The organism is Chlorobiota bacterium (assembly GCA_016710285.1).
Lineage (GTDB): Bacteria > Bacteroidota > Ignavibacteria > OLB7 > OLB7 > OLB7.
In genome coordinates, this window is the sequence record JADJXR010000001.1 from 3,018,777 (window position 1) to 3,040,759 (window position 21,983).

Consider the following 21,983-nt stretch of genomic DNA (forward strand, 5'->3'; position numbering starts at 1 on the left):
TGCTTCTCACGAATGGGTTTTCGGGGTTGCAAGGACTTCATGCAACGGGGTTCCGGCAGCAACCTTCGCGTACCGTTCCATGGCTTCGTGGATCACTTGGTGGGCGTAGTCAACGTCGCCCCAGCCGTCAATGCTGGTGCTTTTTCCTTCCAGAGTTTTGTAGATGGAGAAGAAGTGCTCCAACTCCACTTTCTCATGCGGCTTCATATTCTCCAGCGAGGCGTAGTGCTGGTAGCGTTGGTCGCGTGCGGCCACGGTGATGATCTTGTCGTCGGGGATCCCGCTGTCGGTCATCCGCATCACCCCGATTGGGCGGGCCTCAATCAAGCAGCCGGTGAAGGTCGGTTCGTCGGTCAGCACCAGGATGTCCAGCGGGTCGCCATCAACGTACAGGGTGCTTGGCACAAACCCGTAGGCGGTGGGGTAGTGCATCGGCGAGTAGAGGACCCGGTCGAGCTTGAAGCAGTTGTACTTCGGGACGTACTCATACTTGCTGCGCGAGCCACGCGGAATCTCGATAATCCCGTTGACAATCTGGGGAACGTTGGCCCCCGATGGAATCTGGAGCAAAGGAATTGGTGAGGTCATACTGTTGCCTGCTGGGAAAGGGGAGCGTGTTTGTGTGAATTATGGTTGATCGTTGTTGTTGGGCGCTTCTTCGATTTCAAACGGGAGCTGGTCCTCGGGGGTGTAGCGTTTGTGGGGGATGCGAAGCCGCTGCACCGGCTGGCCGCCAATCAGGTGCGATTCGATGATCTCATCAATATCCGCCGTGGTTACGCCCCCATACCAGACGTTGTCGGGATAGACGACCATTGCCGCGCCGTACTCGCAGGCATCCAAGCAGCCGGCGGAGTTTGCGCGCATTGTTCCGTGAAGGCGGCGCTCTTTCAGTGCCTGCTTGAACTGCGAGCGAAGCTCCTCGCTCCCGCAATTCTTGCACGACCCTCGCGGATGCCCGGGCTCACGTTCGTTGGTGCAGATAAAGAGATGTTTGGCGTAACGCATAGCTGGAAAATTGCTGGTTAGGAATGGCTGTCGGGTAATGAACAGCGGTTGATGTTTTTTGGGGGGAGGAGGAGAAGAGGGAAGGCCACCACGCGTGGCTTCCGTTCCGCTCCCGTTATCCTTTGTACTGGTATTTGTCCCCAAGCGGGATTGCGGTGGCCAGCCGGTAATCGCCAAAACCGTTGTCGTCAACGAAGGTGAGGCGAAGGTTGCGCTGGCCGTAGTATTGCCACACCTCCACCGCGCGCCCGTCGCGGCGGAAGGGGTCGCGCTGGACGTTGTCCGGCTGGCCGTAGATGATGTACACGCGGCCCATGTCGGTAAGCCAGCCGGCGGCGTAGCTGCGGAACTTGTCGTTGGCGTATTCAATCCGCCGGAAGTACTCAATCATCGCTTCATTTTTTTGCGTTCCTGTGGTGGGGTCAAGCCGTTCCCAGAAGGCCGCATATCGCCGTTTCTTTTCGTCGAAACTTGATCCGCTGCGGATGTCGTCCACCTCACTCTGGGTTGCGACGTAGCGGAGTTGCACGATCTTTTCATCCAGCTCGGCCTCGGTCAGCGGCATTCCATCCAACGACTCGGCAACGCGAATCAACCGCGCCGATGTTGCCAACGCGTTGTTGGTGTCGGCGGCGGTGGTGGCCTTCAGCTCCACGTTGAACAACCCTTTGGCAAGATTCTTCGACGGCAACCGAACCCACGCTTGCGAACGCCCCGTGGGAAGCGATTTCGGGAAGGAGAGCGAGGCGACGGGATCGCCTTTTGGAGTGCTGTAGTTTGCCGTCAGCCGGAAGGCGGTGTCGCTGGTGTTGTTGTAGGCTTCAAAAAACAGGAAGTAGCCGTCGGGAAGGGTGCTGATATTCTCGGTGAACATCGGGGTGATGGTGTGCCCGCTCCCGTTCTCCCGAATTTTGGAGACCAGCATCAACCCGCTGAGCGCGAACCGTTCGGCAAGGTAATCGCGCACGGTGGCGTTGCGGCGGATTGTTCCGGCAAGGTTGTTTTTCACGTCCACAATCTCCGCCGTGGCGGTGTAGTTTCCGGGGGGGAGGAATGCCTTCCGCTGGAAGAATTCGTAGCGTGCCGGCCGCCCAACGGTGGCATCGTAGGAAGCGGTGGAAAGGTCGCGGGTGAAGGTGGTGTCCAGCCATTTTTTCCCTTCCCCCTGCACGGTGAAGGTGACCTGGTAGCGGGCTTGGTACTTCCCGCCGTTGCGCTCAAACTTTAGCGTGGCGTAGGGGAGTGCCAGATAGAGGTCCATCCGCGCAGAATCCTTTGTTCTGCCGGCAAAAGGGATGGCATCAAAAAAGATACTTTCCCGGTCCAGCGATTGCGCGGCAAGCGGACCAACGAGCGGTACGGCCACCACTGCGGCCCACAACCCAATCACAAGCAAAACTTGTCTCATAAGCAATGTTCCAACCGCACGGCCAGCGCCGGCCTTACGCGGTAAACTCCTCTATCTATCTTGATCCTGTCCTAAACGTTTACGCCGCCAAGATACGGAAGGAAGCTCATGTAGAATCCCCCCAACACCGTAGCAGTGTGGAACATGAAAAAGCCGCCCGGGATATGATTTCCCGTGCGGCTTTTCCTGAAGGAGAGCGTTCGATTATAGATCGTTCGATTCTTCCGGCTTTTAGCCAGCGCGCACAATCTGGCCCGATTGGGCATCCACCACAACGTGCGTGGCCGGCCCGCCGTTGGTTGGCGCAATGGCAAACGCATACACCCACTTCCCCGATTCTTGCTCCAGCGTCCAATCGGTGACGTTCCCCGGCGTGTTGGCCAGTGCCGCAGCGCGTGCTTGCGAAAGGGGAATCAGCGCGGGGTCGGTGTGCGTTGGCGTGAACTCACCGCTGTTGAAATCCCCCGATTCCTGCTCCACCGCCACCAGCATTCCCGTGCGGGCATCAATGGTGAGCTTGTAGGTGTTGGAGTCGCGTTTCATGGAGACGGTGTACCAGATCACGGAGTCACTTTGGACCCGAAGATGGGTTGTGGTGACTTGGGCACTGTCGAACATTCCGGCGGCAATGGTTTGCGCGGAGTCGCGGGTGATGATGGCAACCCCAACCGCTGTGGAGTCGCTCTGGCAGCTGTCGCTGTCGTGGCCATGATCGTCGTCATCATCATCGTGGTCGCAATCGCAGTGGTGGTGGTAATGGTGGCCGTAGCCATGCCCCTTGCCGTGGCGGTAGTGTCCGCGACCTTTTTTGTGCTTGTGTTTTCCGTCGTGGTTGTCGCAGTCGTGGCCATTGTCATCGTCGTCGTCATCATCGTCATCCACCTTGCATGGTTTTCCGGTGTGGGCATCAATGTAGATGGTGACGTAGCGATGTTCGCGGGTGATGATAACGATTACGTACGTTGCGCGGTTCTCGATCTCCTGCATGTTGCATTCCACCACTTCGCCATCAAACTGGACCTTCAGCTTGTGGCGGATGATGCGAATATCAACACACGGTTGGGTGATAACAATGGAGGCGGGGTAGTAGTAGTTGGTGATCGGCTCGGTTGCCGTCACGTGCCCACTGTTGTTGTTAATCACCACCACGATTACCTGCCCCCCTGTGCGGATCACGACTTCGTACACGCGCTGGTCTTGGTCGGTGTTCAGGTTGATCCCCAAGATTTCGGCATTGTGATACCGTGCGCGGATAATCTGGATGACTTGGTCAATGGTGAACAATGTGCTGTCGGCCCAAAACCGGTCGGCATTGGCGCGGACGCTATCGGCTTCGGCTTTGCTAACGGGGTCGCTGGTGGCCACCGTGCCGTCGTAGCCGGAAGTGGAAATGGAATCGGGAGAGGTTGCGGGGTCCGAGCAGCTGGCAAGCAGTGCGGTTAGGGCAATAGCAATTATCATCAGCCCGCTTCGTGTGCGGGCCAAGCAAGTGTTGTTCATGGGATACCTCTAAGAGCGTATTCAGTGTATCGGTTACCTGTTCATCGCTGCATTCCCTTTTGGGCATCCATCGTCACCGGTAACGGTGAACGGGCCGCAGTGGTTAGCAGTATGCTTCAGGGAGTTGTGAAAGAGCGGGATGCCAAACAGGAAATGCAATGCGAAGTGGCGGCTGTGACCCAGCCCTTCCGGGAAGGATTATCCGCATCACAAAAAAATCTTACAGCCGGCGTGCGGGAACGATGCCTGGGGAATCGGGTATAAGGGCACTCACCTTTGCCAACCAGGTTGCCAAATAGGCGAAAGGGCTGGGCTGTTGTGGGCGAAGCCGCCCCGGCCAGGAACCTCTATCAACAAGAAATCAGTAAACTTGCCGACGTATGGATAAATTCATTGTGCAAGGGGGAACGCCCCTTAACGGAACCGTTGCAATCTCCGGCGCAAAAAATGCAACCCTTGAGCTTATGCCCGCCGCGCTTCTTGCGCCCGGGGCGTATGAGTTCACCAACACCCCCAACATCCGCGATGTCTGGACCATGTCGCGGCTGATGGCCAGCATGGGCGTTCACTGCGAGCTGAACGATAACATCCTTCATATCAACACCGGCAACATCACGTCGCAGGAAGCCCCCTACTCCTACGTCAAGCAGATGCGCGCCAGCATCCACGTGCTTGGGCCGCTGGTTGCACGCTATGGCTACGCAAAAGTCTCGCTTCCCGGCGGCTGCGCTTGGGGACCACGCCCGGTGGATTTCCATCTGAAAGGGCTGGAGAAATTAGGAGTGGAGATAGCCCTTGAAGGGGGATACATTATTGCCCGTGCTGAACGGCTTCGCGGCGCAACCGTCACGTTCGACATCGCCTCGGTGGGGGCAACCTTCAACATCATGGCGGCGGCAACGTTGGCGCGCGGGCGCACCGTTATCAACAATGCAGCAATCGAGCCGGAGGTGACGGCCGCGGGGCGGTTGCTGCAAAAAATGGGGGCGCAGATTGAGGGACTTGGGACCTCCACCATCACCATTGAAGGGGTGGAGGACCTGAAGCCCGCCAACATCGAAACCATCCCCGACCGAATCGAAACAGGGACCTTGCTTGTGGCGGTTGCCATGAGCAAAGGGAAGGCAACGCTGACCAACGCCAATCCGTACCACCTTGCGCTGGTGCTGGAGAAACTGGAAGAAGCCGGATGCCAGCTTGATATCCGTGCTGATGAGATAACCCTAACCGCCCCCGACGAGCTGAAGCCGGTGGACATCACTACCTCCGTCTATCCCGGATTCCCAACCGATATGCAGGCCCAGTGGATGTCGCTGATGACCTGCGCGGCGGGAACCAGCACGGTGAAGGAGACCATCTACAAGGACCGCTTCAGCCACGTGCCGGAGCTTTCGCGGCTTGGCTGCGATATCCACGTAAGCGATAACGTGGCCACCATCCGCGGCGGCAAGCCATTAACCGGCGCAACCGTGATGAGCACCGACCTTCGCGCTTCCGTTGCAATGGTCCTTGCCGGGCTTGTGGCCGAAGGGGAAACCGAGGTTCTGCGGATCTACCACCTTGATCGCGGCTACGAATCGCTGGAGCTGAAGCTGGAGGCACTTGGGGCCGACATCCGCCGCGTGAAAACCGATGAGTTATGATGGCCCGCAACCCAACGCTTGAGCCATGAAGCGATTGCCCACCCTGATGCTTGCAGCATTGCTGGCGATTGGCGCGGCGTGCCATGCCGGCCAGCATCGGGATGGGGTGGCGTTGGTTGGCAACGGTGCCGCAGAGATTGCGCAACAGCAGCCTGGCAAAAAAACTTCCGCACGCCAGGGTGAGCTTCGGCGGCTGCGTGCCCAGCGCGATTCGCTGAACCGGGCAATCAGCAAACTGGAAAAAGGGAAACCAACCAGCAGTTCCCGTAAACAGCTTGCCAAGCTCCGCGCCCAGCGCGACTCCCTTGCCAATGCAATCACACAGCTGCTAAACAAGGGGCAACCGGCAAAGCAAAAAAACGCCACGGCCAGCAAGCCCAAGCCACGCCCGCAGAAGTCGGCTGCAACAAAGCCGGCCGCGCCAAAAAAAATCACGGGGAAGGGGGGGGATAAAATTGAAAAGATCATCAGCAAACTGCAGGCGAAGGAGCAACGGAGCCGCCCCCCCCAGCCGCCAGTAACAGGCCTATCACCGAAGCCTCCTGAAGCAACGCCAAGCAGCGCGGGTGCAGAGTTAGATTGGCCGATGGATTCCCGAAAAATCTTGCTGGATTATGGCGAGCGGTACAACCCCAAAACGAACACCGTGACGATCAACCCGGGGGTCAACATCCGGGCGGATGCGCAGGGGAACGTCAGCAGCGCGGGGCCGGGGCGCGTCACGCTGGTGACCTGGATGCCTGGCTACCGAACGGTGGTGATTGTGGATCACGGCGCGGGCTACCGCACCGTTTATGCCAACCTTGCATCGGCCACGGTTCGCCGTGGAAGCAACGTGCGCCGTGGCGAGCAAATCGGCAAAGCTGGCGGACCGAAAGGGGGGCGATACCTCCATTTCCAAGTCTGGAAAGAACGGCAACGGATGAACCCGATGACGATGCTGCCGTAAGCAGCAACAAGGCTTCCCAACGATAACCAAAACAACCGATACTCTATTTCCTCCATGTCTGAACCAACTTCCGAACCGATTTCCGAGCAATTCCGCACCGGGTATGTGGCTATCGTTGGCGAGCCAAACGTTGGCAAATCAACACTGCTGAACACGTTGCTTGGCGCGAAGCTCTCCATCGTCACCAAAAAGCCGCAAACCACGCGCAAAAGTGTGTTGGGGATTGCCACCAACGACCGCGCCCAGATCATTTTTCACGACACTCCCGGGGTGCTTACGCCGCGCTACTTGCTGCAGGAAAAAATGGTTGGCTACGTCACCAGCGCCCTTGCCGATGCCGATGTGATTCTGCTGATGATGGACGTCAACGATCCCAACCTTGAGCGACTTGCCACCACCCCCGTTGGCGACATCACCAAGCTCCGCAAGCCGATCATCCTTCTGCTGAACAAAATGGACCTGCTGAAGGATAAAAAGGAGGCGCTGCCAATCATGGAGAAATTCCTGAAGATGAACGCGTTTGCCGAGGTGGTTCCGGCTTCGGGGCTGTACGCCCAAAACACCGAGCGGCTGATGGAGGTGCTGGCGAACTATCTGCCGCTGGGCCAGCCGCTGTACGACCCCGAGATCATCAGCGAGCAGCCAGAGCGGTTTTTTGTGAGCGAGCTAATTCGGGAAAAGGTGATGCAGCTGTACAAGCAGGAAATCCCTTACGCGGTGGAGGTGAACATCGTGCAATTCAAGGAGCGTCCGCAGCCGGAGAAGCTCTTCATCAGCGCGGAAATTATTGTTGAGCGCGACACCCAGAAGGGGATCATCATCGGCAACAAAGGGGAGGCACTGAAGCGGTTAGGCCAGCGGGCACGCACGGAAATCGAGGAATTTTTGGGGCAAGGGGTTTATCTAGAGTTGTTCGTAAAAGTCCGCGAAAACTGGCGCGGCAGCGAAAGCCGGCTCCGGAGTTTTGGGTATTGATTGAATTATTTCCTCATACCCCTGGGTGCAGTATTTGCTTGGCGGGAGCAAGGAGTAAGGAGCAATTAGCCGTCTGGCACGGCCAACAGAAAATACTGATACCCCAGTAGAAGGGTTTGCAAATCAAGATGGTCAATCTGATAAGCTATTACGTAACAATCTCTGGAGATAATTTTGATATTGGAAATTATCTCCAGACAGCTCTGTTCAGTGAGCAAATAAAAGTTGATATTGGCAATAAAATTTTGTTGTTGTCGCTGCTTGAAACTGATGAACGATCTGTCTATGGTCAAGACATCCTAATGGAAACGCTCAAAAATCAACATGAGGCAATGCATACTTACGGTGGGTCTGAAATTGTTTTCTATTATGCTTTTGAATATATAGATCAGTGCAACGTGGAATTTGAGCCTGAGCACTTAAAATTAATAAGCAAAATAGGAGGCTGCTTAGCCGTGAGTTGCTATAAATCGGAATAACAGCCGGATGTTAAAGATAGATGAACAAAAACCCATGGGAGAATAGTTATTGGGATTGGCGATCCCCCTACAACGTTATAAGAGAGGGGGGCAGACACATCTATACCACGAGCTGCTGTCAGAGGTGAAATTTATATCAAACCAAAAAATGGTATCAATCATAGAAAACCTCTTACCATAAATATCAAAAAATATGGAACATAATATTCGATTGATGATTAGGATTACTGGAGAAAATCTTAATCATGAAGACATAACATCACTACTCAACATATGTCCAACAAAAGTCTGGCATAAAGGAGATTTAGTGACTAATAGAACTGGTCATCGTAATAAAGAGGATGGGTGGGAGTTGAGGGTTGATAAGGTTGGAGATAGTTTTGATGAATTACTGAATATCATTATTAAGCAATTAGAACCTGTAGCGGATAAGGTTAAAGAAATTGCTCAGCAATTTTTTATTGAGCTACAATGCGTTGTGTTTTTATATGACGACTGTGAGAATAGTATTCCATCAGTTCATATGGAAAATTGGCAATTAAAATTCTTATCGGAAATCGGTGCGGAGATAGATATAGATATTATATGGAGTGCCTAAAAAACATCAGCTATATCCAGCCATAGATAAAAACACCTGCGTAGAGATTACCTCTACCACGGCCCATTGGCAGACAGCATCGTAGGTCAGCCGTACCCCTGGGTGCAGTATCTGCTTGGTGGGAGCAAGGAGCAATTAGCCGTCTGGCACGGCCAACAGATGACCAGCCCCTTCTGCGACACCGCTTGGCGGCGGAATGTGTTTCTGTATTCAACGGAGTATCTGAAGTAGGAAAGCGAAGTAGTATAGTAATGTGCGTTATAGGTGGAATAAATGAAAAGGACGATATTGATAATCGGAATCGCATTATTGATAACCATATGCGTTATTGATATTGTAATTTATTTTGGTGTGCAAATAGATGAGATGAGAATGATAATGCATGAGTTCTATTTAATTATAGAATTAATAATTGCATTATCACTACTATCATCAATTATTATTTATTGGAATGATGTAAAGGTTAGGTATGCATGTTTATTGATTTTTTTAAGTGCGGTGTTAATATTATCATGTTCAGGTAAGTATATAAATCCATGGTGAATGGCTCTACATTTAGTAGAAAAGAACCCTAAGATGGAAGAATTAAACGAACTTGAGAAAGCGATATTAAGCAAATTATCGGTGAAATACCCGACAATACAGGAACACATACCTTTTCTAAGAGTGCTGAATAGAGAGGTTACAGGAGTAGGTATGTATGTGGATTTTTGCTATGTAAAAGATCCGCAAGTCTCTATTCCATGCCTCGAAATCTCTGATGGTTGTATAAGTACGAATGAGAATATTGAGATTCAAGGATTAAAATATGGCATAGGTTATGAAGTGGATGTATCAGATGAGAAGATCAAGTTCATTGAATTTATTACCTATGGAGAGGAGTGGGATGGAGTCATAAAAGACTACCGGTTCATTTGACGGTGGGTTAGTAATGGGAGATCAATCCAGCCGCGCCATGTGGCGTGCCAGCAAAAGTGTCTGTACCACGAGGCCATTGCCAGACAGCGTCGTAGGTCAGGCGTACCCGTGGGTGGTGGGAGCAAGGAGCAATTAGCCGTCTGGCACGGCCAGCAGATGACTGGCCCATATAAAAAATCATAAAAACTAAATTTTGAAGACAATGAAAGCAGTAATTGAAAATAGAATTCGATCGAAAATCATCAATGATTTATTTGACAGAAATGAATGGGGAAAAGCAAGAAGGCTTATTGTGAAAGAATTGACAAAAGACCCCCAGAACCATTGGCTGTTAACCAGATTAAGCTCAACATATTATGAGGAGCATAAGTATGAAGAAGCATTAGATGTGTCATTGAAAGCAATAGAAATCAAGCCTCATTGCCCATTGGTTCTTTGGGATTTGGCCACAACTTTAGATATGATAAACAGGGAAGAGGAGTCAATTCATATATTGAAAAAACTTCTTCGAAGAGGTGTCTCAAAAATAGCATATGATGAATGTGGAGAAGGAAAGAGGTGGGCAGAGTCGTTGTTGAATGATTGTAGGTTTCGCATCGCTAATTCCTATCGAAGATTGAATCAAATGGAGCTTTCTAAAAAATTTATTCTTCTGCATTTAAGGCATAGAAAACCTGGCCTTCCCAGCCTCTATTCAATAACTGAAGCTAGAGAGCTACTGCGGAGCGTTTCATAGAGATTATGCTTCACCCTACCCCTTATTCCTCACCACCGCGATGATCTCTTCGGCAACGCTTTTGCCGGTGGCGGCGGCTCCTTCCATGAATCCTTGAAAATCATAACTGCAATGCTCGCCAGCGAAGTACAGGTTGCCAATGGAGAGTTTTTCGGCCCCAGCAATCGTGGTCCATTGCCCAGGTCTGTAGCAGCTGTAGCTCCCTAACGCGTGCGGGTAGCTTGGCCAGTGGAATCGCTCGATATTCCCGTTCTGCTGGGCGGTAATCCCCGGGTAAATTTTTTCGATGCCGGGAAGCAGCCGCTCCGCCTGCGCGGCTGGCGTTCCATTGCCCACGGTAAGCCCCGCTGCGCCGCCGCTGAACAGGGTGAAACCCCCTTCGGTCCCGGGCTGCATCTGGCTGTTGTCCCATCCCATCTGCGCTGCCTCGTTCGTGAAGCAGTAGCCGACATATCCTTGCTCCCGCCATAATCGGCGTTTCATCCCCACCATCAACTTAGCGTTGGTTCCGTAGCCAAGCTCGGCAATGGCACGGCGTTTTACTGGCGGAAGGTTCAGTGCCGAAAGATCAACCGAACGGAGCACGCTGAACGGCAGGGTGATAATCGCAGCTTCGGCATGAACATCCACCGCCGCGCCGTTCCCCTGCTGGAAGGTAAGCGTAAGCCCCCGCCCCCCGTGTGGCCGAATCGCTTCCAACCGGTGCTCCGTTTGGATATTCTCGGCAAGCCGCGTGGCCAACTCATCAACAATCCTCTGGTTTCCACCTTCCACTTTGTAGCGTTCATCGCTGGGGCCGAAGATGCTGAACGCTTCGCCAGCAGGGGCAAGGTCCTCGCCGATCAGGAACAGGAAGTTGATGGCCGATTGCTGGTCCAGGTCCAGACCGTACTCGGTGACGTAGGCCACCTCTAGCAGCTTCCGCAGCCGCCCGGTTGCGCCAATCGCCGTCAGGTAGTCGGCAATGGATTGATTGTCGAACGTTGCGCCGTCGGTGCGTTGGAAATCTATCACATCTGGCAGCTGGTCGTAGTCTGCTTTGATCCGTGCGGCAAGGGGTTTGAAGTCGGCAATCACTTCGGCTTCGGTATAGACCTTGCCATCGAAGAAAAACATCTCACGCACCAGGCTTGCCTCGCTGGGCCGAAGGGTGTCGTGCAATGGCAACCCGAACTCCGTTGCCAGCGCCAGCATCTCCGTGTGGGTGGTGTCAATAAACTCCCCGCCAAGCTCGGTGGTTAGCCCTTTGGCCATGATGTCGCGTGCGGTGAACATCCGCCCACCGGTGCGGCGGCTGGCTTCAAATATCATCGGTTCAATTCCGGCGTTCCGCAATTTCCAGCCGGCGTTCAGCCCCGCCATTCCCGCCCCAACAATCGCCAAGCGGACGGTTTGCTTGCCCCGCTCAATGGTGCGGCATCCCGGAAGGAATCCGCTAATCCCCACGCCAATCGCTGCCGCGCCAACGGTCTTCAGGAATCCACGACGCGATGCTGTGAACTGCCCACGCATGGCCAGCAACTCATCTTCCGGCGGCGCGCCCGGCTGCATGGAGTGCGCGGCGGTGCGGATTGCACGGCGAAGCAGATCGAACAACGGAGTGTGGGCTGCGCTGGAAGCAAACGGGCGGCGGATAGTTGGCATGGTGCGCGTTGTTGTTGCGTTGAAGTTCTGTTGTGTGATATGTGGCCGATTGGTGCGTGCGTACCGGTGGGTTCTGTGGTTCGGCGGGAATCCCCCCCTCACCATCCCATCGGATTTTCCGTTGCGGCGATTTCCTGCAACTGCTCGCGAAGGTAGCGAGTTTCGGCGCGCCAGTAATCGGGCGTTCCCCAGCCGGTGGCGATTCGGGCAACGTTGCCGTCGCGGGCCTGGGCCACCAGCCATGCGGTGAAATGGAGATAGCGCATTCCGCGCAGCCCCTCGATCATCCGCAGCGTCCGGCGGTCGAACGTGCGGAACGTTTCGTAGCCTTCGATGAACAGGTCAATCTCCAACAACGAACCGCGAGCGTAATCGGGAAGGAGCATCCAGAAATCTTGCACGGCAGGCCCCACGGCCATGTCGTCGAAGTCAATCAGGAAGAACGATTCGCCGGGGCGATAGACGATGTTCCCACGGTGCAGATCGCCATGGATCCGAAACATCTCCGCCCCCTGGAACAGCGGCGTTACGGCGGCAATCATTGCCTGGGCTGCCGACTCGTACTCGTTGCGGAATGCCTGCGGGACCAGCCCGCTTTGCAAGATTGTTTGCAGGTGGTCCCGGGTGGAGGCCCAGGGGGCAATGGTGATGCGATTGCGGGGCGGGTGCATTTCGCCAACGCGGTGCATCCGCGCCACCAGCCGCCCGAACTGCTCCCACTCCTCATCTTGGAACTCATCGCAGGCGCGGCCAAGCCGTTTGGGGAACAGCGCGAACATGATGCCGCCGGCTTGGCCGATTGTTTGGCCGTTCTGCAACGTCAGCGGCGGCACAACGGGAATCTCCCGTTCGGCAAGTTCCAGCAGGAACTCATGCTCGTCCAGCAATGCTTCGTGGGTCCAGCGTCCGGGGCGGTAAAACTTTGCGATCACGCCTTCCCCGTTATCGGTCTGCAGCTCGAAGACGCGGTTGATGTAGCTGTTCAATGGGCGGCAGATGGAGCTGCATCGGCGGCCCAGCGCGGCCTCGGCATAATCAAGCACGCGGTCGGGGATCAGGCTGTGGAAATCGGCTACTGAGCGGTCTGGTTCCAGGTTCATGGCGTGAAGATACGGCAGAGCGGGTGGAGGAAGGGGAGCAAAGTGGGGGCAGCGCAGCGATCATCAAACAAAACAGCCTTGAAGGGGACGGATTTTGCGTCGCGCCAACAAGGCTGTGTTCGGTGTCGCGTGGATGGTGATCCCTTTTTTGCTGGGATCAACCATGCTTGGGGGCAATCATGCTTCGGGCTTCTTTTTCTGCCGTTTGTTCGTGATGTATTCTTGCGACGAGCTCATCGGCTTGTCGGTCCGGTGAATGCAGCCAAGCCAACAGCATGGGCGGCGTTTCCCTTCCTTCAGTTCTGCGATTGCCCGTTCGACATGTTCATCCCGGGTCTCTTGCTTTTTTACGGAGATCACCCAGCAAATCCATTCATTGCGGGCAAGGGGGGTAAGGCCGTTCCATTTCAGCAGCGCGTTTGGGTCCGCCACAAGGGCTTGCTGCAAGTCCGGCGGCAGATCGTGTACAACTCCAGTTGCGACTTCTACGGTGGTCATTGGCGTACAGTGGTGGGTGAAGCCTTCCTGCCCGATAGGCGGGAAAGTCAGAAGCCGTTGAAGATCACATAGTGGTTCAACGGCTTCAACGGAACATGATGATTGCGGAGGGGGTGAGATTCGAACTCACGGTACCCATAAGAGCACAACGGTTTTCGAGACCGTCCCATTCAACCACTCTGGCACCCCTCCGGAAGGGCTGCAAATATACACAACGAATGATGCCAAAAGGCCAGGGATCAACAATGGAAACGCAACGAATCGTTTTTCGGGGAAGGGGGGAGTGATGAGCGATGTGCCGTTGTTTCACGCATCGTGAAACGGCTTCACGGTGGTGAATTGATAGAGGGAAAGGGGAGCCAACGGAATCCCACATCCTGTAATGATTTGAGCCAATCGAAGGAAAACGGAACAGTTATTGAATATCTGCCGGAAATTCAATAACATTGCAGCCGTTTTTATGGCGGCGTGCTTGGTGGCCCGCGCTGTTGCTGTTACTTGAACCTATTGCCGGCATTGCTACACGGTACCGATACCATCGCCCGAACCTCCTTTCCCCGCACACGCTGCGTAGCATTGTTGCCACCATTCCACCAGCTGGCAAGCCTTTTTGCCCTTCCAGAACAACACGCTGGGGGCGGGTTTACGGAAGTAAGAAAGCAAACAAAGACGTAAACAAAGACGTAAAGATCACGCACACATAAACCATTCTGGGAAACAACATGCGAATCGTGAGAAACATGCAATTGCTCGGTGCATCGGCACTGGCGCTGCTGGCTCTGTCGGGAACGGCCCGCGCACAGCAGTGGGATGGCCAAGCTACACTGGAAGATCCGGTCTGGCGTGGCGGTAAAGTTGGGATCGGCAAATATCCAATCGCCAAACTGGATGTTCTGGGCGATTTGGCCATGAACGACTTTCCGCTGAAGCTCCGCGGGTCAATGGATGCCAGCCACTATCTGAAATTCAGCCAAGCCCGCTTCGGGTTGGTGGATGTTGACTTCTGGAGCTACTCCAACTACATCGTGATGGTGCAAGGGGAGAACATGCCCCGCTTCACCTTCACCGGTGCCGGCAGCTTGGGCATTGGAACCACCGACCCAACGCAACGCCTAACCCTTGCCAATGGCAACCTGCTTCTTCCTTCCGGTAGCGGCTCAACCGACGGCAACCTCTACTTTGGTGGCACGCCGGAGTTCGGGCAGAACGGCATGAGAATTTTCGGCGGGCTTGTTGACGGCATCACGCAAGCCGGCTTCATTGACGTGAAAACCACGGTCCAGAACGACGGCCTCCGTTTCCGCGTCAACACCACCAACGGAACCACCGAACGGATGCGCATCACCGCGCAAGGGCGTATCGGTATCGCCAACACTGATCCCAAAGAAATTCTTCAGATTGGCGACCGCTGGACCTTCCAGGATAATGCGGCCTACAAGGCGATGTCCTACAACGTCTATACGGACCTTGTTGACAAGCGCATCATGCAGGACGAAGCCGCCAGCATCGGCATGACCCGCGATGGCGATGTCTTCCTCCGCACCGCGCAGCTTCTTGGCACCGGCAAACCGATCACCTGGATCAACGGTGTGTACGTGAAGAACAGCGGCAAGGTCGGCATCAACACCACCGCACCTTCCAGCCAGCTGGATGTGTACGCAGCAGCGGGAACCGGAACCGCCGGTAACTTCTGGTCCTCCACCCGTGGCGTGAACGGCATTGCCGACGGCGCAAGCACCAACGGAATGAAAGTTGGCGTTTGGGGAAGCGCGACCGGAACCGGACTTGGCCAGGTCTATGGCGTGTATGGAACCACCGTCGGCAGCAACGCACAAGCCGATTACGCTGCGGTTTATGCCAACGGCAACCTGAAATACACCGGAACCCTCAGCAGCGTCTCCGATGCCCGCCTGAAGGAAAACGTGGAACCGCTGACCGGAATGCTTGATAAGGTTGCCCAGCTTGCTCCAAAAAGCTACACCTTCAAAACCGACATCGCCGGCATGAACCTCCCAACCGGAACTCAGGTTGGCTTCATTGCCCAGGAAGTTGAGAAGGTCTTCCCAGAATTGGTCACCACGAACTTCGTTCCAGGTGCCGATGAGGAAAACTCCACCGAGTACAAAGGGATCAACTACATCGGCCTTGTGCCGGTGATGGCCGAGGCAATCCGCGAACAACGCGATGTCGTCACCGCCAACCATGAAGAAGTTACCGACCTGAAGAAGGATGTCAGCGACGTGAAAACCAACGTCTCCAACCTGACAACGCAAGTTGGTGCGCTGGCAACCGAAGATGCCAACATCAAAAAGCAGATCGAAACCCTCAGCAGCGAAAACAGCACGCTGAAGAACGACGTTGCCGACCTGAAGGCCGAGAACAACGACCTGAAGCAGCAAATGGCCACCGCCCTTGCCGAGCTGAAGAACCTTCGCCACTCGGTTGACTCGTTGCTCAACGTTGGGCGCATCTCCGATGCACCAGGCACGCCAATCAGCAACTCCGTTGCATCGCTTGGCCAAAACACGCCGAACCCGTTCAGCGATGAGACCACCATCAGCTACGCGCTTCCAACCACCACGAAGGCCGGTGAGCTTGTCATCGCCGACGTGAATGGCAAAGAGCTTCAGCGCATCCCGCTTGCCGACCGTGGCAACGCAAAAGTGACCATCAGCGTGAAAGGAATGCGCGCAGGAACCTACGTCTACAGCCTTGTTGCCGATGGCAACATCGTTGGCAGCGAGAAGATGGTTGTGGTGAAATAACTCACCCCTTCCCGTCGGGAAGATCATCAATGATTTTTACGAAGAGGAACTACGCCCACCAGCGGAGTTCCTCTTCGTTTTTCTTTGCCTGATTGATCCCGTTCTCTCCGGACCTCACGCCTAATTGGAGGGGGCGAGTGAGGTGGCGAACTCCATCAACCAAAATTCAACCGATAGCTTCCGCGTCATCCCGAGCACGATGTCAAGCCGCCTTGCACTCTATATCTCGTTTTGCATTTCCGTTGGATTGTCGCTCGGGTTCCACCTGCTGCTGGCGCGGAAGGTGGTTCGCTTGATTGAGCCATCCACCCCAGCCTCCAAAACTTTCTTGGTGGGTGGGCTTGCCCTGTTTATCCTTTTCCTTGATTTCCCAATCGCCCACACCATGCTGGTGTATAAACTCTGGAATCCCCATTTCCTGGACCAGTTCATGCAAAGTTTCGCAACCCCGCTGGTGCTGCTCCATTGCAACGTGGCAGTGGTGGGTGGGGGATGGATGTTGCATGGTTGGTGGAAACGCTGGCGTGCGCAACGGAGCCGAACACGCAAGGGAACGGACATCGCCACGGGCGAAGCTGTTGCTGCGCCGCCAGCATCTGCGCCGCTTGCTGCCCCGGCACTTGCTGGCGTGCCACGGTTGGGGGCAATCCACCCGGCATCGCGGCGGCGATTTTTGCAGACGGCTGCGTTGGCCACCGGCGGCGTGATCGCCAACAACACCATGCTGAAAGCCCTGGGCACAACCCACGAACACCAGGTTGAGCAAGTGGTGATGAAAATTCCTGGCCTCCCCGCGCCGTTCAAAGGGACCACGATTGCCTTGCTGACCGACGTCCATTCCTCGGTGTTTATGACCCGGGAGCAGATGGAGAAATACGCCGCCGAAACAATGAAGCTGAAGCCCGATCTGATCTTCGTCACCGGCGATTTTGTCAACAGCAAGGTGGGTGAGGTCTATCCCTTTGCCGAGGCGTTCGCTGGGCTGCGTGCACCGCTTGGCGTGTTTGGCGTTACCGGCAACCACGACTACTACACCGGCGACATCAAAACCGTGGCGGAAGAAGTTGGGCAGGGGGGAATCCGGCTGCTGCGGAACGAAAATTTGGCGATTGAACGGGGCGGTGCCAAGCTGTGGCTGATGGGGATGGACGATGACCGCATCTACGACATCAACGGATACCTGAAAGAGGGGAAGACCGAGACCGGAACGCTGGAAAACCTAACCCGCGGCATCCCCGAAAACGGAACCAAACTTTTCCTGTGCCACAAGCCTTATCCGTTCGAGGAGTACAGCCAGCTTGGGGTCCATGCCATGTTCAGCGGCCACACGCACGGCGGGCAAGTGGTGCTGGCCCATCTGGATAGCGTCAACGTCTCGTTCGCTTCGCTTGCCTCCAAGTATGTGGCGGGGCTGTACCGCGCCCGCAGCAACCGAACCTCGCAGCTGTACGTGTCGCGTGGGATCGGCACGGTTGGCATTCCCATGCGGCTGAACTGCCCGCCGGAAATCACCCGCATCGTGCTGGTGTAACCAGTACCGTTCCTTTGTGGTAGTTTGCCGAACCAAATTCCGCGCACGCTGATTCTTCCCAATCGTTCCATGACTCAATTCTTCCTTCGCACTCTTTGGACCCCATGCTTCGTTGCCGCGATTTCTGTGGCCGTTGCTTCCGCCGCGCCGCACGCCGAAACCCCGGCTGCAACCTCCAACGGATACTCCAACAACCCCTTCACCTTGCCCCTCTCCAACGTGCCATTGCCAAGCACTGAAGGTGCGGGAACCGACAGCTCACAGATGGAGCTTGACAGCGTTCTGCTGCGGTATCAGTTCAAGCCGGGCCAGGAGGTCCGCTACCGCTCCCTCTCGTACGACTCCATCATGATCTTCAGCCGCACCAACCGGCTGATTGTGCGGGAACGAACTGAGGTTGTCCGCTACCGCTGCGACTCCATCGTCCCCGACGGCTACGCCATGACGATGACCGTGATGAGCTACATCGCCACCGAACGCGCCGACACGCTTCCGGCAGTAATCCGCGACACCCACCCCTGGGTTGGACGCTACATCAGCGTTGTGATCTCCCCAACGGGAAAGCGGTTGCGGCTTATCCCCTCGGCAACGCCGCAAGCCTACGGGACCGCCCCGGGCGCGCCGTTCCAGCCGTTGCTGCTTCCGGAGCTTGGCCCCGAGCATTCTTTTGTTGGCGAGACCCGAGGAATGCGCACCGATCCGTTGCTGCTGGAGAACGTCTATCCAACCTTGCAATCCAGCAACACCTCGATCCGCTCCACCGAAGCGCGGGTGGATACGCTGGGCCAGCAGACGGTTCGCGTTGCCTTCTCCGATGCGGGCAACGTCGTCTATTCCATCACCCATCCCGATAACCAGAAGGTGACAACACAAACGGCGGTGAACGCTGCGGGCCACTACTACTTTGCCCCAAAGGAGGGAAGGGTTGTTGGCGGAAGCTACGTGACGTTCGGGAACATCACCTTCGAGACCTCCACCGGGCAGCACGCCACCGGGCGGCATATTATCGGGATGGAGTATTGGTTGATGGAGGAGGAATCGAAATGAGCGACAGAAGAAGAGTACTCAGCGTGGTGGCGATTGCCTGGACCGCCCTTGCCGGAATCGCCGCAGCCCAGGAACCGGGCCGGTACGACCACTACACCATCTACGATACCGACCTTCCTCCGCGTGCCGAATATGCCGCACGCCGTGGCCGCGTGCTTTCCGCGTTGGAGGACCGCGCCGCCTTGCTGGTCCGCGCCGCCGACGTGAAAAACCGCTCGAACGATATTGACTACGAATTCCGCCAGCGGAATAACCTCCTGTATCTGACAGGAGTGACGGAGGATGAAAGCGCGCTGCTGATTGTCCCGCACGGAATCACGATCAATGGAACCGTCACGAAGGAGGTCCTGTTTGTGAAAGAACGGAATGCCAGCAGCGAGGTCTGGACCGGGATCACCATGGGGCCGGCAACCGCAGCAAAGGTGACGGGAATCCAAACAGTGCTCCCCTACTCGCAGCTTTCCCAGCAGATGAAGCAGTTGCTTCCAACCATCGGCACGCTGTACTACGACGACTGGAAATTTAACGTGGAGCGCGAGCCGCTGACCGGAACGGCCTACGCCTGGGAGGAGCAGATGCTGAAGCAGTTGGAGGCAATCAATCCAAGCCTTGTGGTGAAGAACGCGGGGATTATCCTGAACCCGCTGCGGCTGGTGAAATCGCCGAACGAGCTTGCGCTGATGCAGCGGGCGATTGATGCCTCGATTAAGGGGCACCGGCAGACGATCCGGACCGCCAAGCCAGGGATGTACGAGTATCAGTTCGAGGCGGTGATGGAGTACGGATTCCAGCGGAACGGCGCGCGTTGGCCCGGGTATCCCAGCATCGTCGGCTCCGGCCCGAACACCTGCATCCTCCATTATGAAACCAACCGCCGGAAGTCGGAGCCAGGGGACCTGGTGCTGATGGATTGCGGCGCGGAGTACCACGGCTACAGTGCCGACATCACCCGCACGTTTCCGGTAAACGGAACGTTCACGCCGGAGCAACGGACCCTTTATGATCTTGTCCTGCAGGCGCAGAACGCGGGCATTGCCGAATGCCTTCCCGGAAACGATTTCCGCGACCCGCACCGCGCCGCCACCAAAGTGATTGCCGATGGGTTAATCAAGTTGGGGATCATCCAAAACAGCGGGCAGGTGGGGCGGTATTTCATGCATGGGACCTCGCACTATCTGGGCCTTGACGTGCACGACGTTGGCGACTACGGCGCGCTGGTTCCCGGGGTGGTGCTGACGGTGGAGCCAGGAATCTACATCAAAGAAGGAAGCCCCTGCGACCCCAAATGGTGGAACATCGGCATCCGCATCGAGGATGACATTCTGGTGACCGAGCAAGGCCCGCACAATATGTCGGCAGCGTTGGAGCGGACGGCGCAGGAGATCGAGCGGCTGATGAACGCCCCCGCCGAGAAACCCGACAGAGAGAATGGAGAGGCAGATAGATAGATAGAGGGATGGAGCAAACGCCCGCCAAGCCATTCGCCAACTTTTCAACCAACGATGCGCCCATGGAAATCCAGATCATCAACGGCCCGAACCTGAACCTGCTTGGCGTGCGCCAGCCGGAGCTGTACGGCCACGAAACGCTGGCTGATATTGAGGAGAAATTGCGGCAGGCGTTCCAGCCGAAAGGGGTCGCGCTTCGGTTCTTCCAATCCAATTCCGAAGGGGCGATTATTGACGCTTTGCACGCCGCGCGCCACACCCACCATGCCGATGCCGTGGTGATAAACCCCGGGGCCTACACCCATTACTCCATCGCCATTCGCGACGCTATCGCGGCAATTGAGATTCCGGTGATCGAGGTCCATCTTTCCAACATCCACGCGCGCGAGCCATTCCGCGAACGTTCGGTGGTTGCAGCGGTCTGCCGTGGTCGGATTGAGGGATTGGGATGGAGGGGGTATCTGCTTGCGGTGGAGTATCTGCGCGACCTTCTTCAGCAAAAAAACTAACCGAACCGCAACGCACCCTCGGCACCACATGGCGAACACTTTTGGCACACTGTTCCGGCTGACGACGTTCGGCGAATCGCACGGCCCCGGCATTGGCGCGGTGGTTGACGGTTGCCCTGCGGGGATTCCGTTCGATCTGGAGATGCTCCGCCGTGACCTTGCACGCCGCCGCCCCGGGCAAGCCCTTACCACGCAGCGGAACGAAGCCGACGAGCCGGAGGTGATAAGCGGCCTGTTTGAAGGCCTCACCACCGGATCGCCAATCGCCGTGCTGGTGCGGAACAGCGACCAACGTTCGTGCGATTACGCCCCCCTTGCCGATCTCTACCGCCCGTCGCACGCCGATTTTACCTACGCCGAAAAATATGGCGTGCGGGACCACCGCGGCGGCGGTCGTGCTTCGGCGCGGGAGACGTTGGCGCGGGTGGTGGGGGGCGCGGTTGCCCGGATGATGCTGCAACAGCAAATGCCGCTGACGGTGCGCGTGGCCGTGACAGCAATGGGGGGAGTGGTTGCCCAACGTGATATTGGTGAGATGGTCCCGGAGCAGATCTACGGCTCACCCGTCCGTTGCCACGACGACGTTGCTTCCGCTGCGATGGCGGCACTGATTGGCGAACTCCGCGCCGCTGGCGACTCCACCGGTGGGGTCATCTCCGTCCACGTTGATGGCCTTCCCGCCGGGCTTGGCGAGCCGATCTACGATAAACTGAGCGCCCGCCTTGCCGCCGCGATGATCTCCATCAACGGGGCAATGGGGTTTGAGATGGGTGCCGGGTTTGCCGTTGCCAACAGCCGTGGCTCGGCCAACAACGATCCGTTTGTTGCGGTGGAGGGAAGGCTGCGGACGGCAACGAACAACAGCGGTGGCGTGCAGGGGGGAATCTCGAACGGGATGCCGGTGCGGTTCCGCGTGGCGTTCAAGCCACCATCTTCGATTGCGGTTCCGCAGCAACACGGCAGCAGCAGCGGGGAAGCCGTGACACACGCGATTGAAGGGCGGCACGACCCCACGATTGTGGTCCGCGCCGTGCCAGTGGTGGAAGCCATGACCCTGATGACGATTGCCGACCTTTGGCTGCTGCATCGTGCATCGGCAAGGGGTGGTTGACGGGGGGGAAAGCGAGGGGGAAAGGGATGCGATTGTTGAAGCCTTGATGCGTTCCTCAAAAAAAAATGCGGAACGCCCCGGGCATCCCGGGGCGGCCGCCATTGCCGGGAAATCCC

20 protein-coding genes, 1 tRNA gene and 1 pseudogene are annotated in these 21,983 nt (G+C 56.2%); 14 read left to right on the forward strand and 8 right to left on the reverse strand.

Annotated elements, in window-relative coordinates:
* Window positions 1–6: 6 nt before the first annotated feature.
* From IPM61_11030 to IPM61_11045, 4 genes and pseudogenes are all read right to left on the reverse strand, one after another.
* Window positions 7–588 (reverse strand): inorganic diphosphatase, encoded by a 582-nt coding sequence (locus IPM61_11030; protein ID MBK8911849.1) that lies wholly within the window; start codon window positions 586–588, stop codon window positions 7–9.
* 114 nt (window positions 589–702) lie between these two features.
* Window positions 703–1,008, reverse strand: a pseudogene (locus IPM61_11035) ((2Fe-2S) ferredoxin domain-containing protein).
* 115 nt (window positions 1,009–1,123) lie between these two features.
* Window positions 1,124–2,416 carry a GWxTD domain-containing protein gene (locus IPM61_11040; protein ID MBK8911850.1) on the reverse strand — a complete coding sequence of 431 codons (1,293 nt, stop codon included), beginning with the start codon at window positions 2,414–2,416 and terminating at the stop codon, window positions 1,124–1,126.
* Between the two features lie 231 nt (window positions 2,417–2,647).
* Window positions 2,648–3,916 carry a PepSY domain-containing protein gene (locus IPM61_11045; GenBank protein ID MBK8911851.1) on the reverse strand — a complete coding sequence of 423 codons (1,269 nt, stop codon included), beginning with the start codon at window positions 3,914–3,916 and terminating at the stop codon, window positions 2,648–2,650.
* Between the two features lie 380 nt (window positions 3,917–4,296).
* Here IPM61_11045 and murA point away from each other — a divergent pair, with 380 nt between their 5' ends.
* From murA to IPM61_11085, 8 genes are all read left to right on the forward strand, one after another.
* A complete protein-coding gene (murA, locus tag IPM61_11050; protein MBK8911852.1) occupies window positions 4,297–5,559 on the forward strand; it encodes a UDP-N-acetylglucosamine 1-carboxyvinyltransferase in 1,263 nt (420 codons plus the stop codon).
* Window positions 5,560–5,584: 25 nt separating this feature from the next.
* Window positions 5,585–6,508, forward strand: a complete 924-nt coding sequence (locus IPM61_11055; protein MBK8911853.1) for a M23 family metallopeptidase — start codon at window positions 5,585–5,587, stop codon at window positions 6,506–6,508.
* A gap of 54 nt (window positions 6,509–6,562) precedes the next feature.
* Window positions 6,563–7,483 carry a GTPase Era gene (gene era, locus IPM61_11060; protein ID MBK8911854.1) on the forward strand — a complete coding sequence of 307 codons (921 nt, stop codon included), beginning with the start codon at window positions 6,563–6,565 and terminating at the stop codon, window positions 7,481–7,483.
* Window positions 7,484–7,611: 128 nt separating this feature from the next.
* The gene (locus IPM61_11065; protein MBK8911855.1) at window positions 7,612–7,962 is read left to right on the forward strand and encodes a hypothetical protein; all 351 of its coding nucleotides are present in this window, start codon (window positions 7,612–7,614) and stop codon (window positions 7,960–7,962) included.
* Between the two features lie 193 nt (window positions 7,963–8,155).
* Window positions 8,156–8,560 carry a DUF4279 domain-containing protein gene (locus IPM61_11070; protein ID MBK8911856.1) on the forward strand — a complete coding sequence of 135 codons (405 nt, stop codon included), beginning with the start codon at window positions 8,156–8,158 and terminating at the stop codon, window positions 8,558–8,560.
* Between the two features lie 66 nt (window positions 8,561–8,626).
* Window positions 8,627–8,791 (forward strand): hypothetical protein, encoded by a 165-nt coding sequence (locus IPM61_11075; GenBank protein ID MBK8911857.1) that lies wholly within the window; start codon window positions 8,627–8,629, stop codon window positions 8,789–8,791.
* A gap of 345 nt (window positions 8,792–9,136) precedes the next feature.
* Window positions 9,137–9,478 (forward strand): hypothetical protein, encoded by a 342-nt coding sequence (locus IPM61_11080; GenBank protein ID MBK8911858.1) that lies wholly within the window; start codon window positions 9,137–9,139, stop codon window positions 9,476–9,478.
* A 202-nt stretch (window positions 9,479–9,680) separates the two neighbouring features.
* Window positions 9,681–10,214 (forward strand): hypothetical protein, encoded by a 534-nt coding sequence (locus IPM61_11085; protein ID MBK8911859.1) that lies wholly within the window; start codon window positions 9,681–9,683, stop codon window positions 10,212–10,214.
* Between the two features lie 15 nt (window positions 10,215–10,229).
* On the opposite strand, the gene IPM61_11090 is transcribed toward IPM61_11085, so the two are convergent.
* The 4 genes from IPM61_11090 to IPM61_11105 all read right to left on the reverse strand — a co-directional run bounded on the left by IPM61_11090 (window position 10,230) and on the right by IPM61_11105 (window position 13,648).
* Window positions 10,230–11,858, reverse strand: a complete 1,629-nt coding sequence (locus IPM61_11090; GenBank protein ID MBK8911860.1) for an FAD-dependent oxidoreductase — start codon at window positions 11,856–11,858, stop codon at window positions 10,230–10,232.
* 98 nt (window positions 11,859–11,956) lie between these two features.
* On the reverse strand, window positions 11,957–12,958 hold the full coding sequence (locus IPM61_11095) for a serine/threonine protein kinase (protein ID MBK8911861.1): 1,002 nt from the start codon (window positions 12,956–12,958) through the stop codon (window positions 11,957–11,959).
* A 177-nt stretch (window positions 12,959–13,135) separates the two neighbouring features.
* Window positions 13,136–13,456: a YdeI/OmpD-associated family protein gene (locus tag IPM61_11100; GenBank protein ID MBK8911862.1), complete on the reverse strand. Its 321-nt coding sequence runs from the start codon at window positions 13,454–13,456 to the stop codon at window positions 13,136–13,138.
* 105 nt (window positions 13,457–13,561) lie between these two features.
* Window positions 13,562–13,648 (reverse strand) — tRNA-Ser (locus tag IPM61_11105).
* Between the two features lie 539 nt (window positions 13,649–14,187).
* Here IPM61_11105 and IPM61_11110 point away from each other — a divergent pair.
* The 6 genes from IPM61_11110 to aroC all read left to right on the forward strand — a co-directional run bounded on the left by IPM61_11110 (window position 14,188) and on the right by aroC (window position 21,867).
* A complete protein-coding gene (locus tag IPM61_11110) occupies window positions 14,188–16,221 on the forward strand; it encodes a tail fiber domain-containing protein (protein ID MBK8911863.1) in 2,034 nt (677 codons plus the stop codon).
* A gap of 199 nt (window positions 16,222–16,420) precedes the next feature.
* Window positions 16,421–17,752: a metallophosphoesterase gene (locus IPM61_11115; GenBank protein MBK8911864.1), complete on the forward strand. Its 1,332-nt coding sequence runs from the start codon at window positions 16,421–16,423 to the stop codon at window positions 17,750–17,752.
* A 69-nt stretch (window positions 17,753–17,821) separates the two neighbouring features.
* The gene (locus tag IPM61_11120; protein ID MBK8911865.1) at window positions 17,822–18,799 is read left to right on the forward strand and encodes a hypothetical protein; all 978 of its coding nucleotides are present in this window, start codon (window positions 17,822–17,824) and stop codon (window positions 18,797–18,799) included.
* Window positions 18,796–20,247 carry an aminopeptidase P N-terminal domain-containing protein gene (locus IPM61_11125; GenBank protein MBK8911866.1) on the forward strand — a complete coding sequence of 484 codons (1,452 nt, stop codon included), beginning with the start codon at window positions 18,796–18,798 and terminating at the stop codon, window positions 20,245–20,247. Before IPM61_11120 ends, IPM61_11125 begins: the two co-directional genes overlap by 4 nt.
* Before the next feature lie 62 nt (window positions 20,248–20,309).
* The gene (gene aroQ, locus IPM61_11130; protein MBK8911867.1) at window positions 20,310–20,756 is read left to right on the forward strand and encodes a type II 3-dehydroquinate dehydratase; all 447 of its coding nucleotides are present in this window, start codon (window positions 20,310–20,312) and stop codon (window positions 20,754–20,756) included.
* Between the two features lie 28 nt (window positions 20,757–20,784).
* Complete coding sequence (gene aroC, locus IPM61_11135) at window positions 20,785–21,867, forward strand: chorismate synthase (protein ID MBK8911868.1); 1,083 nt, start codon at window positions 20,785–20,787, stop codon at window positions 21,865–21,867.
* Window positions 21,868–21,983 lie beyond the last annotated feature (116 nt).